The organism is Ancylobacter sp. G4_0304, from assembly GCF_047501495.1.
Classification (GTDB): Bacteria; Pseudomonadota; Alphaproteobacteria; order Rhizobiales; family Xanthobacteraceae; genus Ancylobacter.
Window position 1 is genome coordinate 1 of sequence record NZ_JAZDRM010000055.1, and the last position, 17,445, is coordinate 17,445.

General features: G+C 66.9%; 13 protein-coding genes and 1 tRNA gene. 9 read left to right on the top strand and 5 right to left on the bottom strand.

The genetic code is table 11. The features are described from left to right. The first annotated feature begins 204 nt into the window (after nt 1–204). Nucleotides 205–1,065, top strand: coding sequence for a glucose 1-dehydrogenase (locus tag VRZ77_RS20590; protein ID WP_414594445.1), 861 nt, complete (start codon nt 205–207; stop codon nt 1,063–1,065). Nucleotides 1,066–1,120: 55 nt separating this feature from the next. After that, nucleotides 1,121–1,360, top strand: a complete 240-nt coding sequence (locus VRZ77_RS20595; protein ID WP_414594446.1) for a hypothetical protein — start codon at nt 1,121–1,123, stop codon at nt 1,358–1,360. 10 nt (nt 1,361–1,370) lie between these two features. Here VRZ77_RS20595 and VRZ77_RS20600 read toward each other — a convergent pair whose 3' ends face one another. The 5 genes from VRZ77_RS20600 to VRZ77_RS20620 all read right to left on the bottom strand — a co-directional run bounded on the left by VRZ77_RS20600 (nt 1,371) and on the right by VRZ77_RS20620 (nt 10,300). After that, nucleotides 1,371–4,070 (bottom strand): EAL domain-containing protein, encoded by a 2,700-nt coding sequence (locus VRZ77_RS20600; protein WP_414594447.1) that lies wholly within the window; start codon nt 4,068–4,070, stop codon nt 1,371–1,373. Nucleotides 4,071–4,099: 29 nt separating this feature from the next. Continuing rightward, complete coding sequence (locus tag VRZ77_RS20605) at nt 4,100–5,203, bottom strand: TRAP transporter substrate-binding protein (protein WP_414594448.1); 1,104 nt, start codon at nt 5,201–5,203, stop codon at nt 4,100–4,102. Between the two features lie 203 nt (nt 5,204–5,406). After that, nucleotides 5,407–6,573 (bottom strand): ABC transporter permease, encoded by a 1,167-nt coding sequence (locus VRZ77_RS20610; protein WP_414594449.1) that lies wholly within the window; start codon nt 6,571–6,573, stop codon nt 5,407–5,409. Nucleotides 6,574–6,575: 2 nt separating this feature from the next. Next, a complete protein-coding gene (gene rbbA / locus VRZ77_RS20615) occupies nt 6,576–9,350 on the bottom strand; it encodes a ribosome-associated ATPase/putative transporter RbbA (protein ID WP_414594450.1) in 2,775 nt (924 codons plus the stop codon). Then, complete coding sequence (locus tag VRZ77_RS20620; protein ID WP_414594456.1) at nt 9,347–10,300, bottom strand: HlyD family secretion protein; 954 nt, start codon at nt 10,298–10,300, stop codon at nt 9,347–9,349. The genes rbbA and VRZ77_RS20620 overlap by 4 nt, the downstream gene beginning before the upstream one ends. 845 nt (nt 10,301–11,145) lie before the next feature. Here VRZ77_RS20620 and VRZ77_RS20625 point away from each other — a divergent pair. From VRZ77_RS20625 to VRZ77_RS20655, 7 genes are all read left to right on the top strand, one after another. Further along, nucleotides 11,146–12,156: a Bug family tripartite tricarboxylate transporter substrate binding protein gene (locus VRZ77_RS20625; protein WP_414594451.1), complete on the top strand. Its 1,011-nt coding sequence runs from the start codon at nt 11,146–11,148 to the stop codon at nt 12,154–12,156. A gap of 230 nt (nt 12,157–12,386) precedes the next feature. Beyond that, entirely contained in the window at nt 12,387–12,887 is a 501-nt protein-coding gene (locus VRZ77_RS20630; RefSeq protein WP_414594452.1) for a tripartite tricarboxylate transporter TctB family protein, read from the top strand. A 47-nt stretch (nt 12,888–12,934) separates the two neighbouring features. Continuing rightward, a complete protein-coding gene (locus tag VRZ77_RS20635; protein ID WP_414594457.1) occupies nt 12,935–14,446 on the top strand; it encodes a tripartite tricarboxylate transporter permease in 1,512 nt (503 codons plus the stop codon). A 304-nt stretch (nt 14,447–14,750) separates the two neighbouring features. Then, entirely contained in the window at nt 14,751–15,476 is a 726-nt protein-coding gene (locus tag VRZ77_RS20640) for a GntR family transcriptional regulator (RefSeq protein ID WP_414594453.1), read from the top strand. A gap of 296 nt (nt 15,477–15,772) precedes the next feature. After that, entirely contained in the window at nt 15,773–16,243 is a 471-nt protein-coding gene (locus VRZ77_RS20645; protein WP_414594454.1) for a TerB family tellurite resistance protein, read from the top strand. A 114-nt stretch (nt 16,244–16,357) separates the two neighbouring features. Next, a complete protein-coding gene (locus VRZ77_RS20650; protein WP_414594455.1) occupies nt 16,358–16,684 on the top strand; it encodes a hypothetical protein in 327 nt (108 codons plus the stop codon). Nucleotides 16,685–16,850: 166 nt separating this feature from the next. Then, nucleotides 16,851–16,940, top strand: a tRNA-Ser gene (locus tag VRZ77_RS20655). The last annotated feature ends 505 nt before the right edge of the window (nt 16,941–17,445 follow it).

The following is a 17,445-nucleotide window of genomic DNA, read 5'->3' on the forward strand; positions in this document are numbered from 1 at the left end:
GGGGATTGGGGGTGGGATTCGGGTTCGGGATCGGTTCGTTCGCGGTCATGTCGGCCCTCCTGTTCGGTTCGACAACGATCGGCGGGCCGGCTTGTTCACATCGATGGCGCTTTTCACGATGCCGGAACCGGATCGGTGCCGGCGTGTTGCCCCTGACAGCACGCTCCAGTCATGCCTCCCGCACCGCGCCGGAAAGGGTCCGACATGCATCGCGACTATCCTGCTCCTCCGTTCGCCGAGCAGCCCCAGCGGATGCCCGGGCGCACGGCCGCCATGCATCCGCGCCCCGATCATGGCGAGGCGAGCTACAAGGGATTCCGACGCCTTGAAGGGCTGAAGGCGATCGTCACCGGCGCCGACAGCGGCATCGGCCGGGCCGTGGCGCTCGCCTATGCCCGCGAAGGCGCCGACGTGCTGATCTCCTATCTCGACGAGCACGAGGACGCGCGGGAGACCCAAGAACTGGTCGAGAAGGCCGGCCGCACGGCGGTGCTGGTGCCGGGCGATATCCAGGATGCGGCGCACTGCCGGGCGCTGGTGGAGAAGGCGGTCGACGCGTTCGGCGGCATCGACATCCTCGTCAACAACGCCGCCCATCAGGCGACCTTCGCCGAGATCGACGACATCAGCGACGAGGAGTGGGAGCTCACCTTCAAGGTGAACATCCATGCCATGTTCTACCTCACCAAGGCCGCCGTCCCGCACATGAAGCCGGGCGGTGCGATCATCAACACCGCCTCGATCAATTCCGACAAGCCGAACCCCTCGCTGCTGGCCTATGCCACCACCAAGGGCGCGATCCAGAATTTCACCGCCGGGCTGGCGCAGCTCCTCGCCGAGAAGGGTATTCGCGCCAATGCCGTGGCGCCGGGGCCGATCTGGACCCCGCTGATCCCGTCGACCATGCCGGCGGAGAAGGTCGCGCATTTCGGAGAGCAGGTGCCGATGAAGCGCCCCGGCCAGCCGGCCGAGCTCGCCACGGCTTACGTGATGCTGGCCGATCCGCTGTCCAGCTACGTCTCCGGCGCCACCATCGCCGTCACCGGCGGCGGCCCGATGCTGTAGCGCTTCGACACCAGAGCCTCTCCCCGTCCCTCATATCCTTTCAAGGAGATATGCCATGGTCCGCGATCCGCGCACCCTCGACCAGAATCCCGTGGTGATCGACCCCGCCGATGTCGATGCCGTGCTCGACGACACGCCGACCCCGGCCGGCAATCCGCTCAAGCCGGCAATGGATGAGGTGAGCCATCCCACACCCAAGCCGCGGGAAGAGGCCGCACATGCCGCGAAAGCCGTGCGCACCGTGGACGGTTCAGAACACGGTACGCCGCTCAAGCCCGACGATCCGCGACGCTGAGAGCGCTCCCTCAGGACGGCGCGATCGACGGCGCCGGGCCGGCATAGATGGTCTCGGCGGCGCGGGCGAGCGCCAGCGCCGCGTGGAACGGCATAGGACGGCCCACCAGATATCCCTGCGCCTCGGTACAGCCAGCGCGGCGGGCGGCTTCGAGCTGCTGGGCAGTCTCGATGCCTTCCGCGGTCGTGGTCATGCCGAGCCGCAGGGCCAGAGCGGCGATGGCCTCGACGATGGCGGCGCTGTCGGCGCGCACCGTCATGTCTCGCACGAAGGACCGGTCGATCTTGATCTTATCCAGCGGGAACTGGTGCAAATGGCTCAGGCTGGAATAGCCAGTGCCGAAATCGTCGAGCACGATCCGTGCGCCGAGCGCCCTCAACCGGCGCAGCGCGTCGAGGTTGCGCTGGTCATGGGCGAACAGCGCGGTCTCGGTGATCTCCAGTTCCAGCCTGCCGGCCTCGATATGCGCGTCGCGCAGCGCCTCGCCCACGGTGCCCACGATGTTGCCGATGGCGAATTCGATGGGCGACAGGTTAACGGCGACCTTGAGCGAAGGCGGTAGTCGCGCGAGGTCCGCGCAGGCCTGGCGCAGCACCCAGGCATCGATATCCACGATCAGCCGGATTTCCTCCGCCAGCGGAATGAACGCCGCCGGGCTGACCGTGCCGCGCTCGGGATGACGCCAGCGCAGCAGCGCCTCGAAGCCACACAGCCTGCCAGACACCACCTCGTAGATCGGCTGATAATCCAGCTCGAACTGCCTGGCGGCCAGCGCCCGACGCAGATCCGCTTCGAGTTCCATGCGCGCGCGAAGGCGCTCGTCCATTTCCGGATCGAATACGCAGAAGGCGCTGCGGCCCCTGGCCTTGGCCTGATAGAGCGCGAGATCGGCCTGCTTCATCAGGTCATCGGCATCCGCGCTACCCGCCACGGCGATGCCGATGCTGGCGCTGATCGAGATGGTGTGACCGAGCACGCTATAGGGTTCGCTCAGGCTTTCGATGATCCGCGCGCTCAGCAATTCCGCCTGCTGAGGCTGTTCGCTCGCCACGCAGATCACCGCGAACTCATCGCCGCCGAGCCGGGCGACCCGCGCGGAATCTCTGACGCAGGCGTCGAGCCGCTTGGCCACCGCGCGCAGCAGCGCGTCGCCGACCGGATGTCCGAGCGTATCGTTGACGTCCTTGAAGCGGTCGAGATCGAGATAGAGCAAGGCGAGCGGTACGTCGCGCTCGCCGGCGAGCCGGAGCGCCTCCTCGATGCGGTCGCGGAACAGGATGCGGTTGGGCAGTCCCGTCAGGTCGTCATGATGGGCGAGGAAGCGGATCTGCGTTTCGCGCTCGATCAGCGCAGCGTTCTGGCGGCGCGCTTCGCCGGCGGCCTCATTGGCACGGGCATTGGCTTCGGCGAGCTCGGCCAGCGTGGTCTTCAGCGTGGTGATGTCGGTGCGGATCGCCACGATGCCGCCATCGGCGGTGCGGCGCTCCTTCATCAGCACCCAGCGGCCATCGGGGAGCAAGCGCTCGATTGAGCCTTCGGCCTGTCGATGCCAGGCCACTGTCTCTGCGACCACGGAGTCGATATCCCGGCCCGCGCTCATATAAAGCCCGCGCTCTGCCCCATGGCGCACGACCTCTTCGAAGCTGACGCCGGGCGTGATGATGTCGTTGCTGACAGCATACAGATCGCGGTAACGCTGGTTGCAGGTCACCAGCCGGTCATTCTCGTCCCACATGGCGAAGCCGTCGGACATGGCGTCGATCGCATTGACCAGCACGTTCGCGGCGCGCGCGCGCTCGGCGAGCGAGCGTTCACGCTGGGCCAGCGCGACCAGAAGCGCGATGGCGAAGGCGCAGATCAGCAGCGCGCCAATGGCGACCGCCGTCAAGGTCCGGTCGCGATCGCGATACCAGTCGGCCAGCAGGACGCCGAGGTCGGCGGCCATGACGACGCGGATGTCGCCATAAAGCGAGACCCGGCCGACCACGAGCTGCTCGCCCGTCCTGCCCGCGCCCGGCACAAGCTGGGCCTTCCCATTGGGGGGGCTGGTTCCCAGCGGCGACGGCCGCACCTGCCCGGTCAGCACCTCGTCATGCGGCAATGCCGCGATGAGCCGGCCGTCCGGCCGCTCCAGATACATTCTCACATTGGGCTGGATCCCGGTCTCGGCCAACAGCTCCATCAGCGTGCGCAGCGGCACTTCGGCGATCGGGATCACGCCAGGCCAGTCCGGGACGGTGCGGGTGACGTAGATCACCCAGTCGCCGGACACGTGGTTGCGCACCGGGCCGACCAGCCCGGTCGGATCACGGTCCAGCAGGCTGACGTCGATCGGCAGCGCGCGGCCCGCAGCCCGGGCCCGGGCGGAGGCCAGAATGGTGCCGTTAGTATCGACCAGCAGCAGGTCACGATAGGCCAACGTCTGGAAATTGAGTCCCCGCAGCAACTGGCTGGCCACCGCCGCGGATCGTGGCGAGGCATTAGCCGCCGCGAACAGGGTCGGCAGGCTGGCCAGCGCGCCGTGAACCTGCAGGAGCTGGCGGTTCAACGCGTTTTCCACCGCCTGCGCCGAGCGTTGGAGCGAGGCTTGCGCCGCCAGCAGCGCTGCGCGCTCCCCGCGCTCGACCAGCATGGCCGCGCCGGCGAAGAGCGCCAGCAGGATGACGGCGGTTCCCGCAACGATGGAAAGCTTCAGACGGTGCCAGATCATCGATCGTCATCGCCTGTCTTTGCCACGCCTCACTCCCCCCCGACGGTGATGCCATGGGCGGGGGCGAGATAGACATTCCACGCGACCTTGCAGGTTTCCCCGCAGCGCTCGATCCAGCGCGGCAGCACGACCTCCCGGATCAGGCGGCTGCGGCGCGCCTCGTCGGCGGCCGAACTGACCAGCGTCATGTGGCCGGCGGCCGGACCGTTGCAGCTCGCCTCGCCCACATTGCAGGCTAGCCCACGCTTGGTGTCGGCCTCCGACTGCATCCAAATGCGCGCCTCCAGATCGCGCACCCCTTCGCGGATGATGTGCTGCACGTCCGGCGCCAGCGTGTTCCAGTACGCCAGATTGACGCCGAAGAACGACAGGCCCCAGCTCAGGGCCATGGCATGGACATGGGTGGTCACGCCCGGCAGGCCGATCTCGAAGCCGCTCAGCGTGCCGGTGATGGCGCAGTCGGCGACGTTGGTCTTGAGGGCCTCCACCATCTCGGCGAAGGGCACGATGACCGGTATGGCGCCAAGCGCCGCCATCAGTTCGGACTGGCTGACCGAGGAGGTGCGTATCCGGCGGCCTGCGAGGTCGTCGAGCCCGGTGAACGGCTTTTTGCAGTACAGGACCTGCGCCGGGTACACATAGATGCCCAGCAGCTCGATGCCGTAGCGCTGGAGCAGGACCTGCCGCAGATGCTCGCGGAACGCGCCGACCGTGCGGCGCAGCGTCGCCATGTCGGGGTTGAGCACCGGAAGGTCCGGCGCGTTCAGCTCCGGTTCGTCGCCCGAGACCAGGCTGAGCAGCACCGTGCCGAAGGGCACCACGCCGAGCCGCATGAGCTGGAGCATTTCCTGGCCGCGAAGCCCGCCGCCGTCGAAGGGGCGGATGGTGGCGGTGATGCGGCCGCCGGAACGCTCGGTGATCTCGCGCTCCCAGAACGGGCGCTCATACCGGGTGAACTGGGTTACCGAGGCGAGGCCGCCGACGATGGAGAGCTTCACAGTCCCGTCGGGCTCGTGGCGGGCCTGCGCGGCGGCGACGCCGGCCAAGAGCAAGGCACTGACGATAAGCAGCCACGCCAGGAGCCATCGTCCCGCGTCGCCCGATCTACCCTGAAAGACAAGCCCCGCAGCCATGTCTTTGCCTTCACGCGTTACGCCAGAGTACGTCCCGATCGTCCGCATGCCCTCTCCGAACGATAGGGACGTATTCAGGATTTAAATGGATGATAGGCGCGATCTGGCGTTCATGAAACAGATAAACAAGCGCGTAAACAGCCGCACGCGCTTGCCCCGCGCAGGCTCGGCGTGGATTCGGGCCACGGCTCCGGGATGCGGTTTCACGCGCCGAAGATCACCCGCCGGAACCGCGACAGCGCATAGGTAAAGTAGACCGCGCCGATTGCCGCCACCGCCAGCAACGGCGTCCACACGGTCTCGATCCCCGCACCGCGATACAGCACGCCCTGTGCGAAGGCGACGAAATGGGGCGTCGGGCTGATGATCTGCATGGTGTATTGCAGCCAGACCGGCATGCTCTCCATCGGCGTCGAGGAGCCGGAGAGCAACTGCATGATCACCAGCACGGGGATCGCCAGCAGGCCGAACTGCCCCATGGTGGTGGCCAGCGTGCCGAGCATGATGCCGAGCGAGGCGACGGAAAAGGCGTAGAGCCCCGCCCCGGCGAGGAACAGCGTCAGCGAACCGGCGATCGGCACGCCAAGCCCCCAGCCCACCACGACCACCAGCGACAGGCCAGCCGCCACAAGGATGACGAGGCTGGACGCGACGATCTTGGCCAGCATGATCTCCGCCGGCACCACCGGCATGACGAGCAGATGCTCCACCGTGCCCTGCTCGCGCTCGCGGATCAGCGCCGCACCGGTGAGGATCACGGTCAGCATGGTGATCGAGTTGATCACCTGCATCACCGAGGTGAACCAGCCCGAGGTGAGGTTCGGGTTGAACCGCGCGCGGATCACCACATTGACCGGCGAAGCGGTCGCGGGCTCGCCCCGCGCGGCGAAATTCGCCACTTCCTGCGCGATGATCGACTGGAGATAGACCGTGCCGTTGCCGGCCTGAGTCATCGCGGTGGCGTCAACGTTGATCTGCAGTGAAGGCTGGCGCTGGGCCAGCACGTCGAACTGGAAGTCTGGCGGAATCTCGACCACGAACACCAGCCGCCCGGCATCCATCTCGGCGTCGATCTGGTCGGGCGCGATCACCTCGGCGGTCTTGAACAGTGGCGGGTTCAGCGCATTGAGGATCTGGCGCGACAGGTCGGAGCGGTCCTCGTCGACGATGCCGACGGTGAGGTTGTTGGCCTCGGTCGAGGCGCCGGTGGCCACGGTGTAGACCGAGACGCTGAACGTGTAGGCCACCAGGAACAGCATCACCGGATCGGCGCGAATGCCGCGCAACTCCTTGATCACCAACCGATATATATTGGCGAGGTGCGTGCTCAGACTGGACCGTCTCGCGTGCGCGGCTTGCTCCAGCGCCATCGTCAGGCCTCCTGCTTGCGCAGCAGCAGCCGCGCGAGGACGAGGAACAGAAGGAAAAAGCCCGCCAGCACGACGAGATTGGGCCACAGCTCGACGAAGCCCAGCGACTTGGTGAAGGTGCCGACCGCGATCGGCTGATACCAGGCCGGCGGGAAGCTGATGCCCAGCAGCCGCGCCCCGCCGGAGAGCGAGGCGACCGGCACCATCAGCCCGGAGAAATTCACCGCCGGCACGATGGAGAGGATCGAGGTCGCGAACACCGCTGCCACCTGGGTGCGGGTGAAGGTCGATACCAGCTGCCCGAACCCGGTTGTCGCCATCACATAGAGCAGCGTGCCCACCAGCAGCATTGCGATCGAACCCTTGATCGGCACGTCGAACAGCAGCAGCGCGAGCAGCACCAGCAGCACGAAGCCGATCAGCGCCACCGCGATATAGGGAATCTGCTTGCCGAGCAGGAACTCCAGCCGGGTCACCGGCGTCGCGCGGAAATTGGCGATCGAGCCGGTCTCCTTCTCGCGTACCACCGAGATCGCCGACATGATGGCCGGGATCAGGATCAGCATCAGCATGATCACGCTCGGCACCATGGCGTTCACGCTCTTGAACGACTGGTTGTAGCGGAACCGGGTCTCGATATTGATCACATTCAGGCTCGCCGCCGCGCGCGGGCCACCGCGCCGAGTCGCGAGGTCGCGGGCATATTGCGTAGCAAGGCCAGTGACATAGCCCTTGGCGGTCTCGGCGCGGAACGGCATGGCGCCGTCGAGCCACACCGCGACCTCCGGGTCGCGCCCGGCCATCAGGTCGCGGCCAAAGCCCGGCGGAACCTCGATGACGATCTGGGTGCCCCCGCTGCGCAGCCGCTGGTCCATCTCCTCGGCGCTGGCGATGGGCGGCTGCTCGCTGAAATAGCGCGAGCTGGCGAAGGCCTCGGTGAGTTCCCGGCTCTCCGGCGAGCGGTCCTGGTCATAGACCGCGAAGCGCAAATTCTCGACATCGAAGGAGATGCCGAAACCGAAGGCGATCATCAGGATCATCGGGCCGAGAAAGGCGAAGGCGAGGCGGATCGGGTCGCGCAGCAGTTCCAGCGTCTCGCGCCGCGCATACGCCCAGAGCCGGCGCGGATCGAAGCGCCGCACCGGCGGAATCGGCGCCGCCGCTGCCGCCGATCCGGCCTGTTCCGGCGGCGGCGGCACCGCGCTCGTGCGCGCGATGCCGGCCGCCTGCGCGAGATAGTCGATGAAGGTGTCTTCCAGCGAGGTGCCGCCATGGGCGGCGACCAGCTCCTGCGGCGTGCCCACCGCCAGCACCCGGCCGGCATGCATCAGCGAGATGCGGTCGCAGCGCTCCGCCTCGTTCATGAAATGGGTGGAGAGGAAGATCGTCACCCCGTCGTCGCGCGACAGGTCGATCAGCGTGCGCCAGAACGCATCGCGCGCAATCGGATCGACGCCGGAGGTCGGCTCGTCGAGGATCAGCATGGCGGGCCGGTGCAGCACCGCGACCGCGAGCTGGAGCCGCTGGCGGATGCCGAGCGGCAGGCTTTCCGGCCGGGCGTCCATCACGCCGGCAAGCTCGAAGCGCTCGGCAAGTTCGGCGATGCGGCCAGCGATCTCGCCGGCGGGCAGATGGTAGAGATGGGCGTGCAGCTCCAGATTCTGCCGCACGGTCAATTCGCCATAGAGCGAGAACGCCTGGGACATGTAGCCGACATTGCGCCGGGTCTCCATGTCGTCCGCGCCCATCGGCGCGCCGAACAGCTTGGCCCAGCCCTCGGTCGCGGGCAAAAGGCCGGTCAGCATCTTCATGGTGGTCGACTTGCCGCAGCCATTGGAGCCGAGGAAGCCGAAAATCTCGCCGCGCGCGATGCGCAGGCTCACATGATCCACCGCGACGAAATCGCCGAAGCGCCGGGTCAGCCCTTCCGCCTCGATCGCCGGCACGCCGTCCCCGGTCTCCACGCGCGGACGCACCACCACCTTCCGATGGTGGGCGCGCTTCTCCTCGGGCAGCAGCGCGATGAAGGCGGATTCGAGGTCGGCCTCGCCGGTGCGCGCCAGCAGCTCAGGTGTGGTGCCGCTGGCGATGACCCGGCCGTCATCCATCGCCACCAGTGCGTCGAAGCGCTGCGCCTCGTCCATATAGGCGGTGGCGACGATCACGCTCATCTGCGGGCGGCGGGCGCGGATGGTGTTGATGAGGTCCCAGAACTGGCCGCGCGACAGCGGGTCGACGCCGGTGGTCGGCTCGTCGAGGATCAGCAGGTCCGGGTCGTGGATCAGCGCGCAGCACAGGCTGAGCTTCTGCTTCATGCCGCCGGAGAGCTTGCCCGCCGGCCGGTCCTCGAACGGGTCGAGCGCGGTCGCCTTCAGCAGCTCGTCGATGCGCGCCCGGCGCTCGCCCTCGGCCTGGCCGAACAGGCGGGCGTGGAAGTCGATGTTCTCGAACACGCTGAGCGTGGGATAGAGGTTCCGTCCCAGCCCCTGCGGCATGTAGGCGATGCGGGCGCCCTGCGCGGTGCGGTGCGCCCTGTCCGCCATGTCGCCGCCCAGCACATGGACCGTGCCGTGCTGGATAATGCGCACCCCGGCGATCAGCGCCAGCAGGGTCGACTTGCCGACGCCGTCCGGGCCGATCACGCCGATCATCCGGCGCGCCGGGATGTCGAGGCTCACCGCGTCCAGCGCGACAGTGCGGCCATAGCGGTGCGAGACCCCGGCGAGCCGGGCGACCGGTGGCTCGGCTTCCGGGGCTGCGGCGTGCTCCATGCTCATTGCGGCAGGTTCACCGCCAGATCCGCCGGCCAGGCGACGTCCGCGCGCACCCGCACGAAGCCGGTGCCGCGTACTCCAGTCTTCACATAGGAATGGTACTTGCGGAGCACCTGCGGATCGATCTGCAGCTTGATGCGGAACATCAGCTTCTCCCGCTCATCGGCGGTCTCCACGCTCTTGGGCGTGAACTGGGCGTCGGCAGCCACGAAACCGATGGCGGCCGGCACCACATATTGCGGCGCCGGATCAAGCACCAGCCGCGCCTCGTCGCCGAGCGCCAGCAGACCGGCCTGCGCGGCCGGCAGATAGATGGTCATGTAGACGTCGCTGAGATCCAGCAGCGTCAGCACGCGCTGCCCGGCCGCCACCACCTCGCCGCCTCTTGCCAGCTGATACTGCACGCGCCCGCTGCGCGGCGCCACCAGCGTGAGGTCGACCAGGATCGCCTCGATGCGGTCGACCTCGGCATCGGCGTTCTTGATCGCGAACTCGGCCTGCTCGCGCTGCGCCTCGGCGACCTTGAGAGCGGCGGCCGCGATCTCCGCCTTGGCGACGCGCTGGTCGTAGATCTGGCTCGACAGATAGCCGTTATCGACCAGCTGCTTGCCGCGCTGGAGCTCGTTTGCGGTGAGGGTGACGTCGCTCTGGCGCTGCACGATCAGCGCCTCGGCCTCGGCGAGGCCCTGCTTGGCCTGAAGCACCTGCGCCTGCGCACCGCGAAGCTGCGCCTCATATTCCGGCGCGGAGATGCGGGCGACCACCTGTCCGGCGGTGACCTCGTCGCCCTCCTGCACCAGCACCTCGGAGAGGCGGCCGGCATATTTGGCGGAAATGTCGATCTGCGTCGCCTCGATGCGCCCGTTCGACTTCACGATGCCCTCGGGCAGCGTGTTGCCGCGCAGCCGGTCGATCAGGCTGCGGATCGCCGACTGGGCCTGCGCGCGCGCCATTCCGGGCCAAAGATCGCCAGACCACTGATCTCCCTGCCCCGGCAGCGCGCCGAGGCCAGCGATGATGGCGAGCGACAGGACGAAACGACGGACGACGCGCATGGATGTCTCCGGCTTGGCGGACGGACGGGGCGGCACCTATAGCAGAGGCCCGCGCCCGCCCGCGCGACACAGATCAAAGCCTCACGTCGAAGCCTCCCGCGACAGCCTGTACCGAACCCGCCCCCTCGGCAATGCCGGGCGTCGGGCGCGGCGCCGTCGGCGGCAGCTATGGGGATGCCTCCGGCGATCGCTGGCCGGTAGGCGATTCCCTCCCGACTCCCTCTCACGAACCATGGTGCATCGCAGCAATAAGGCGCAAAAATGGACAGCGCGCGGGCAAAATCGGGCGGCCTCACACGTTATGAAGTATTATTCGTACATGACCCTGAGAGAGGTGCGGCAAGCTGTCCCGAACGGGCGCGTCATCGCCCGGCGTCGGCGGGCGGCGCGGAGAGCCAAGCGCCTGTTACGAAAGCCGTTATACGACAACAGCTTACATAATAAGGCATCTGCCCCACTATATGAATTATAACGTATACCAAAGTTGGTATGCCAGATACATTATAATTCCAAAGAGTAATATAAGCTTACCTTGCGTCGCACCATTCGACTTTCGAATTAGGACTTGGCTTTGGCGAATTCTTGGTACAACTTATTCCACAGAATATCCGGCGGAGAGACACAACAAAAACTGCCGGTTATCGCGGCTCCGTGACGCAGAAAATGCGCTGCGCAGAGCCCAATCAAAACGCCGACGCAAAGATCGGCTGTTCGCCAGAACCCTTTGGGAAGGAAAACGCCAAATGAAACACCTCTCCACCTTCGGCCTCGGCGCCCTGACGGCGCTCGGCATGACCGCCATGTCGATGCTGCCCGCGAGCGCGGCGTGGGAACCGACCAAGCCGGTCGAGTTCATCGTGCCCGCCGGCACCGGCGGCGGCGCCGACCAGATGGCCCGCACGCTCCAGGGCATCATCGCCAAGCACAATCTGATGTCGACGCAGCTCGTCGTCATCAACAAGTCCGGCGGCGCCGGCGGCGAAGGCTTCCTCGACGTCAAGAGCAACAAGGGCAACCCCCACAAGATCGTCATCTCGCTGTCCAACCTGTTCACCACCCCGCTCGCCACCGGCATTCCCTTCAACTGGAAGGACCTGACCCCGGTCGCGATGCTGGCGCTGGACGAATTCGTGCTGTGGGTGAATGCGACCGAGCCCTACAAGACCGCGCAGGAATATGAAGCCGCGATCAAGGCCGCGCCGGACAACACCTTCAAGATGGGCGGCACCGGCTCCAAGCAGGAAGACCAGATCATCACCGTCGCCATCGAGAAGGCGCTCGGCAAGAAGATCACCTACATCCCCTACAAGGGCGGCGGCGAAGTGGCGGTGCAGCTGGTCGGCGGTCACGTCAACTCGACCGTGAACAACCCGATCGAGGCGGTTTCCCAGTGGCGCGGCGACAAGGTCCGCCCGCTCTGCGTGTTCGATTCCAAGCCGCTCCCCTACACCGACAAGATCCTCGGCGACCTGTCCTGGTCCTCGGTCCCGACCTGCCAGTCGGCGGGCCTCGACGTCGAATATCTCATGCTGCGCGGCATCTTCATGCCCCCGGGCGTGAGCCAGGAGCAGGTCGATTACTTCGTCGAGCTGTTCAAGAAGGTGCGCGAGACCCCGGAATGGCAGCAGCTCATGAAGGATGGCGCGTTCAACCAGACCTTCATGACCGGCGACGAGTTCAAGGCGTGGCTCGACCAGGCCGAGAGCAAGCACAAGGGCCTGATGCAGGAAGCCGGCTTCATCGCCGGCAACTGATAAAGACGATGGCGTGAGCCCAAGCACGGCCGGCCCGCACAGCCGGCCGTGCGATCCCCGAGCGGATCACGGCCGGCGCAGCGCGGAGTAGGGACGTCGACGTCCCTGCCGGTCGCCCTCAAGGGCGCGACAACAACAAACAGACATTCAGCGGGCTCGCGTCAGATGCGCCGCCGACGGACAGGTCTCCGTCGGCCGGCTCTTTGCGCGGATTTTCGGAGACAAACGTGATGGAACAGGCTCACCACGGAGCCGAATCGGGACCCAAGCAGCGCTCAGTGGAAATGGGCACCGCGCTGCTGACCCTGCTCTTCGGCCTTATCGTCGTCTATGGCAGCGTCATCGTCGGCTTCGGCTGGGGTTCGGACGGCCCGCAGGCCGGCTTCTTCCCCTTCTATGTCGGCCTCATCATCTGCGGCTGCAGCATCATCAACTTCGTGCAGGGCATGCGCGAGAGCCCCGAGCCGCTCTTCGCCGAATACGGCCAGCTCCGCCAGGTGCTGAAGGTGCTGATCCCGGCCTGCATCTATGTGGCGCTGGTGCCGTTCCTCGGCATCTACGTGCCCTCGGTGATGCTGATCGTGCTCTTCATGATCTGGCTGGGCCATTACGGCTGGCCGCTGTCGCTGGCCGTCGCCTTCGGCGTCCCGGCCTTCTTCTACATCACGCTTGAGCGCTGGTTCCTGATTCCGCTCCCGAAGGGGCCGATCGAAGCCATGCTCGGACTCTGATCAGGCTCGCACAAGAAGGCCTCCCAAGGGGATAAGCGCCCATGAATATGATTGCTGAGAATTTCACCCTTCTCTACCACGGGTTCGGCATCGCCTCCGATCCGTTCAACATCCTTCTGATGGCCATCGGCATCCTGCTGGGCGTCATCATCGGCGTGCTGCCGGGCCTCGGCGGCGCCAACGGCGTCGCCATCCTGCTGCCGCTCACCTTCTCGATGTCGCCGACCTCGGCGATCATCCTGCTGACCTGCATCTACTGGGGCGCACTGTTCGGCGGCGCCATCACCTCGGTGCTGTTCAACATCCCGGGCGAACCCTGGTCGGTGGCCACGACCTTCGACGGCCATCCCATGGCGCGGTCGGGACGGGCGGGCGAAGCGCTGACGGCGGCGTTCACCTCGTCCTTCGTCGGCGCGTTCTTCGCGATCGTCATGATCACGCTGATCGCCCCGCTGGTCGCCCAGTTCGCGCTGCAGTTCGGTCCGGCCGAGAAGTTCGCGGTGTACTTCCTCGCCTTCGCCTCCTTCGTGGGCATGAGCAAGGAACCGCCCGCCAAGACCGTGGTCTCCATGATGATCGGCTTCGCGCTCGCCGCGGTCGGCCTCGACATGGTGACCGGCCAGCTGCGCCTGACCTTCGGCATCACCGAACTGCTCAACGGCTTCGACTTCCTCATCGCGGTCATCGGTCTGTTCGGCATCGGCGAGATCCTGCTCACGATGGAAGAAGGCCTGGAGTTCCGCGGCAAGGCGGCGAAGATCGACCCGAAGGTGGTGTGGAAGACCTGGAAGACGCTGCCGCGCTACTGGATGACGTCGCTGCGCTCCTGCATCATCGGCTGCTGGATGGGTATCACCCCGGCCGGCGCCACCCCCGCCTCGTTCATGGCCTACGGCATCGCCAAGCGCGTGTCGAAGAACGGCAAGAACTTCGGCAATGGCGAGATCGAGGGCGTCGTGGCCCCCGAGACCGCCGCCCACGCCGCCGGCACCGCCGCCATGCTTCCGATGCTGGCGCTCGGTGTCCCCGGTTCGCCGACCGCCGCGGTTCTGCTCGGCGGCCTGCTGATCTGGGGTCTCCAGCCCGGCCCGATGCTGTTCGTCGAACAGGGCGAGTTCGTGTGGGGCCTCATCGCCTCCATGTATCTCGGTAACATCGTCGGCCTCATCCTGGTGCTGACCACGGTTCCGCTGTTCGCCTCGATCCTGCGCATCCCCTTCTCGATCATCGCCCCGGTGATCCTGGTGATCTGTGCGATCGGCGCCTACACGGTGAACAACAACGTGTTCGACGTGCTGATGATGATGGTGTTCGGTGTCCTCGGCTACCTGCTGAAGAAGACCAACTACCCGCTCGCCCCGCTGGTGCTGGCCATCGTGCTCGGCGATAGCGCCGAGGAAGCCTTCCGCCAGTCCCTGCTCGGCTCGGGCGGCTCCATCTCGGTGTTCTGGTCGAACGGCCTGGTGTCCTCGATCATGGGCCTCGGCATCATCGCCGCCATCTGGCCGCTGATCGGCATGGCGCTCGGCAAGCTGAAGGCCTCGCCCCAGCCGGCCTGATCGCCACCGACACGAAACGGGCCCGCCGCGTCCCCCGACGCGGCGGGCTTTCGAACCGGCCGGAACTTCCCCAAGGGAATGCCGGCCGGGGCCCATGCGAAGAGCGGCTCAGCCGCTCCCCGCCGGCTCCCTCATTCCCCCCGGAGAGCGGAGATCGGGCACAACGGGCGCCTTCCGCCGCGCGACACGCCCAGAAGATGGCGGCGCGCCGGGGGAAGCCGTCACCGCACGGGAACGGGGAACGGGAGGCAACGCCAATGATCCAGACTTCAGTCGCCACGCCTATCTTCCGGAAGCGGGCATCATGATGAGCTTCGAGCCCACGACACGCCGCATCGGCAGCGGCGCCGCCAAGCTCTCCGTGGCGCCGCTTGAGGACACCTCGACCTTCAAGAACCGCGCCTACAGCGCGCTCAAGGAAGTCATCGTATCCCTCAACATCTACGACCAGCCGCATGAGGTGCGGCTGGACGAACGCCAGCTCGCCCAGAGTCTGGGCGTCAGCCGCACGCCGGTCCGCGAGGCCATGGCGCAGCTCGAACGCGAAGGCTTCGTGCACTCGGTGCCGCGCCGCGGCATCTATGTGGTGCGCAAGACCAAGCGCGAGGTCATCGAGATGATCCAGGTGTGGGCGGCGCTGGAAAGCCTCGCCGCGCGGCTGATCACGCTCCATGCCTCGAATGAGGAGATCGCGATGCTCCGCCAGATGTTCGCGACCTTCGAGGACGGCGCGCCCCACGCCAAGCTCGACGAATATTCGGAAGTGAACATCCAGTTCCACCAGACCATCATCGCGATGGGCGGCAACGGCATTCTCGAAAACCTCGCCGAGAACCTGTTCACCCATATGCGCATGATCCGCCGCAAGACCATCGGCGAGGAGGACCGGGCGGACCGCTCGATCCAGGACCACCTCGCCATCATCCAGGCGCTTGAGGCCCGGCAGACCGACGTCGCCGAGGTGCTGGTGCGCAACCATGCGCTCGGCCTCGCCGAGCATGTCTCGCGCTACGCCGACTATCTGGAATGAACCGGCGCGCGCAACGCGCCGGCGCCGCATCGGCCGGAGCCTGATCCCGGCCACCACCAACCTCTCCCCCGGCGGGTTCCTCGACCCCGTCGGGACTTTTTTTTGCGCGCCCGGCTTGGCTTGCCGAGCCGGATGTGTGGCCCCGCTGCACCGGCCGCGCGGCATGCGCGCCGCCGGCCCGCGCGGGCGTTGCGCGCCCCCCTCTCTTCGGTTACCCACGCAACAGGGCCGGCGCGCATGCGCTGCCGTTCCTCCCCCGTTCGCCCGTCGTCTCGCCGCTGGAGAATCGCGCCGGCATGCTGCGCAGTTTGACCGATTTCATCGCCGAGATTGCCGGCGGCGGCCGCGAGACCGCCTTCGCCGAGAATGATTACCGGCTTGCGGCGGCCGCGCTGCTGGTGCATGTCGTGACCATTGACGGGGTGATCGGCTCCGACGAGATGGGCAAGCTGCGGCGCCTGCTCGGCTATCGCTTCAGCCTCTCGGAAGGCGACGCGGAAACCCTGCTGGAAGCCGCCATCGCCCGCGACGCCGAGGCGGTCGACCTCTATGCCTTCACCAGCGTGCTGAACCGCGCGCTGGACGAGGAAGGCCGCAAGCGCATCGTCGAGATGATGTTCGAGGTCGCCTATGCCGATGGCGGGCTGACCGAGTTCGAGGACAATCTCGTCTGGCGCGCGGCCGAGCTGCTGAACGTCACCTCGCGCGACCGGGTGCAGATCCGCAAGAATGTCCGCGACGCCTCCGAGGGCGGCGACGCCGACTGACGCGCCCTCCCCGTGTCGACCCGAAGCCGCGGGCGATGAACTTTCGGCCTCCGCGCGCGTTTCCCCTCGCACAGTTCCGAGGCCGGCAGCACCGGCCGCAGCAGCGAGGTCACGATGGACAGGAACCGGATCACCGGCGCCGCCCGCCACATGGGCAGCCGCCTCAAGAGCGTTGCCAGCCACGCCGGCAGCGATGCCGCCACCCGCGCCGAGAGCGCCTATGACGACGCGCTGGAAGCCGGCGTCCGGGTGCTGGAACAGGCGCGCGGGCGCGCGCTGGATCTGGCCGACGACACGATGGACACCGGCCAGCGGCTCTATGGCCACGGCATGCGGGCGCTGACGCGCCAGGCCGGTGCGCACCCGCTCGCGGTGATCGTGGCGGCCGGCGTCGCGGGCGCGGCGCTTGCCCTGCTGTTCGCCGCCCCGCGCCGGCGATAGAGCTTTTTCGGATCGGCTGAGGTCCGAGGATAAGGCTCCGACGCCGGCACAGGCATGTGGACCCCGGCGCGCTTTGCGGCGCCGGGGCCGGCAGGGTACTTGTGCCGCGCGCCCGCCTCGGCTATTGAGCGCCTCACTCTCGGGCGACTGACCATCGCCACCGCGTGGAGAGGTGCCAGAGTGGTCGATTGGGACGGTCTCGAAAACCGTTGTGCGTGCAAGCGTACCGTGGGTTCGAATCCCACCCTCTCCGCCATTTCAGTCCCAAACTGGGCACGCCTTGGGTCAGTCCCATTGAAATGAACGTCGCGATCTGATTCAGGCTCCGCGAGTAGACTGGAAAGGGACCTATTCTGTCTGACAGGCGGTCAGATGGAGCGTCCGCGACCGTCCTTTCCGAGAGCCACGGCAAGCCACGCGTGGATGATCGTCGGGTGTGAACCGGCATCGTGTTCGTCAGCCGCCATGGGCTTCGCCAGCGCGCAACCGATCGTTGACCGGCTGCCGTCCAGTGCGGCCGCGCACCTGCGAAACTCCCGCTATTCTCGACCGAACCCACGACGGTCCCCGCAGCAGGATATGGACGGAGAGTGAACTTGCTCCGTCCCAAGGTCGGGGAAGGGTCGGGCCGGTCGTCACTCCATGGCGCGCAGCTTTGCCACGTCGTCCGGGGAGAGGGTCGAGGGCACCGCGCCGAAGCGGGCGGTGACGTAGTTGGCGACCGCTGCAACCTCCGCGTTTGAATAGGCCTTGCCGAAGGC

Bases quoted from the DNA above. Each gene is read 5' to 3' on its own strand.
- VRZ77_RS20600 (WP_414594447.1), bottom strand. From the start codon at position 4,070: ATGATCTGGCACCGTCTGAAGCTTTCCATCGTTGCGGGAACCGCCGTC.
- VRZ77_RS20645 (WP_414594454.1), top strand. From the start codon at position 15,773: ATGCTGCGCAGTTTGACCGATTTCATCGCCGAGATTGCCGGCGGCGGC.
- rbbA (WP_414594450.1), bottom strand. From the start codon at position 9,350: ATGAGCATGGAGCACGCCGCAGCCCCGGAAGCCGAGCCACCGGTCGCC.
- VRZ77_RS20650 (WP_414594455.1), top strand. From the start codon at position 16,358: ATGGACAGGAACCGGATCACCGGCGCCGCCCGCCACATGGGCAGCCGC.
- VRZ77_RS20610 (WP_414594449.1), bottom strand. From the start codon at position 6,573: ATGGCGCTGGAGCAAGCCGCGCACGCGAGACGGTCCAGTCTGAGCACG.
- VRZ77_RS20630 (WP_414594452.1), top strand. From the start codon at position 12,387: ATGGAACAGGCTCACCACGGAGCCGAATCGGGACCCAAGCAGCGCTCA.
- VRZ77_RS20640 (WP_414594453.1), top strand. From the start codon at position 14,751: ATGATGAGCTTCGAGCCCACGACACGCCGCATCGGCAGCGGCGCCGCC.
- VRZ77_RS20625 (WP_414594451.1), top strand. From the start codon at position 11,146: ATGAAACACCTCTCCACCTTCGGCCTCGGCGCCCTGACGGCGCTCGGC.
- VRZ77_RS20590 (WP_414594445.1), top strand. From the start codon at position 205: ATGCATCGCGACTATCCTGCTCCTCCGTTCGCCGAGCAGCCCCAGCGG.
- VRZ77_RS20605 (WP_414594448.1), bottom strand. From the start codon at position 5,203: ATGGCTGCGGGGCTTGTCTTTCAGGGTAGATCGGGCGACGCGGGACGA.
- VRZ77_RS20595 (WP_414594446.1), top strand. From the start codon at position 1,121: ATGGTCCGCGATCCGCGCACCCTCGACCAGAATCCCGTGGTGATCGAC.
- VRZ77_RS20635 (WP_414594457.1), top strand. From the start codon at position 12,935: ATGATTGCTGAGAATTTCACCCTTCTCTACCACGGGTTCGGCATCGCC.
- VRZ77_RS20620 (WP_414594456.1), bottom strand. From the start codon at position 10,300: ATGGCGCGCGCGCAGGCCCAGTCGGCGATCCGCAGCCTGATCGACCGG.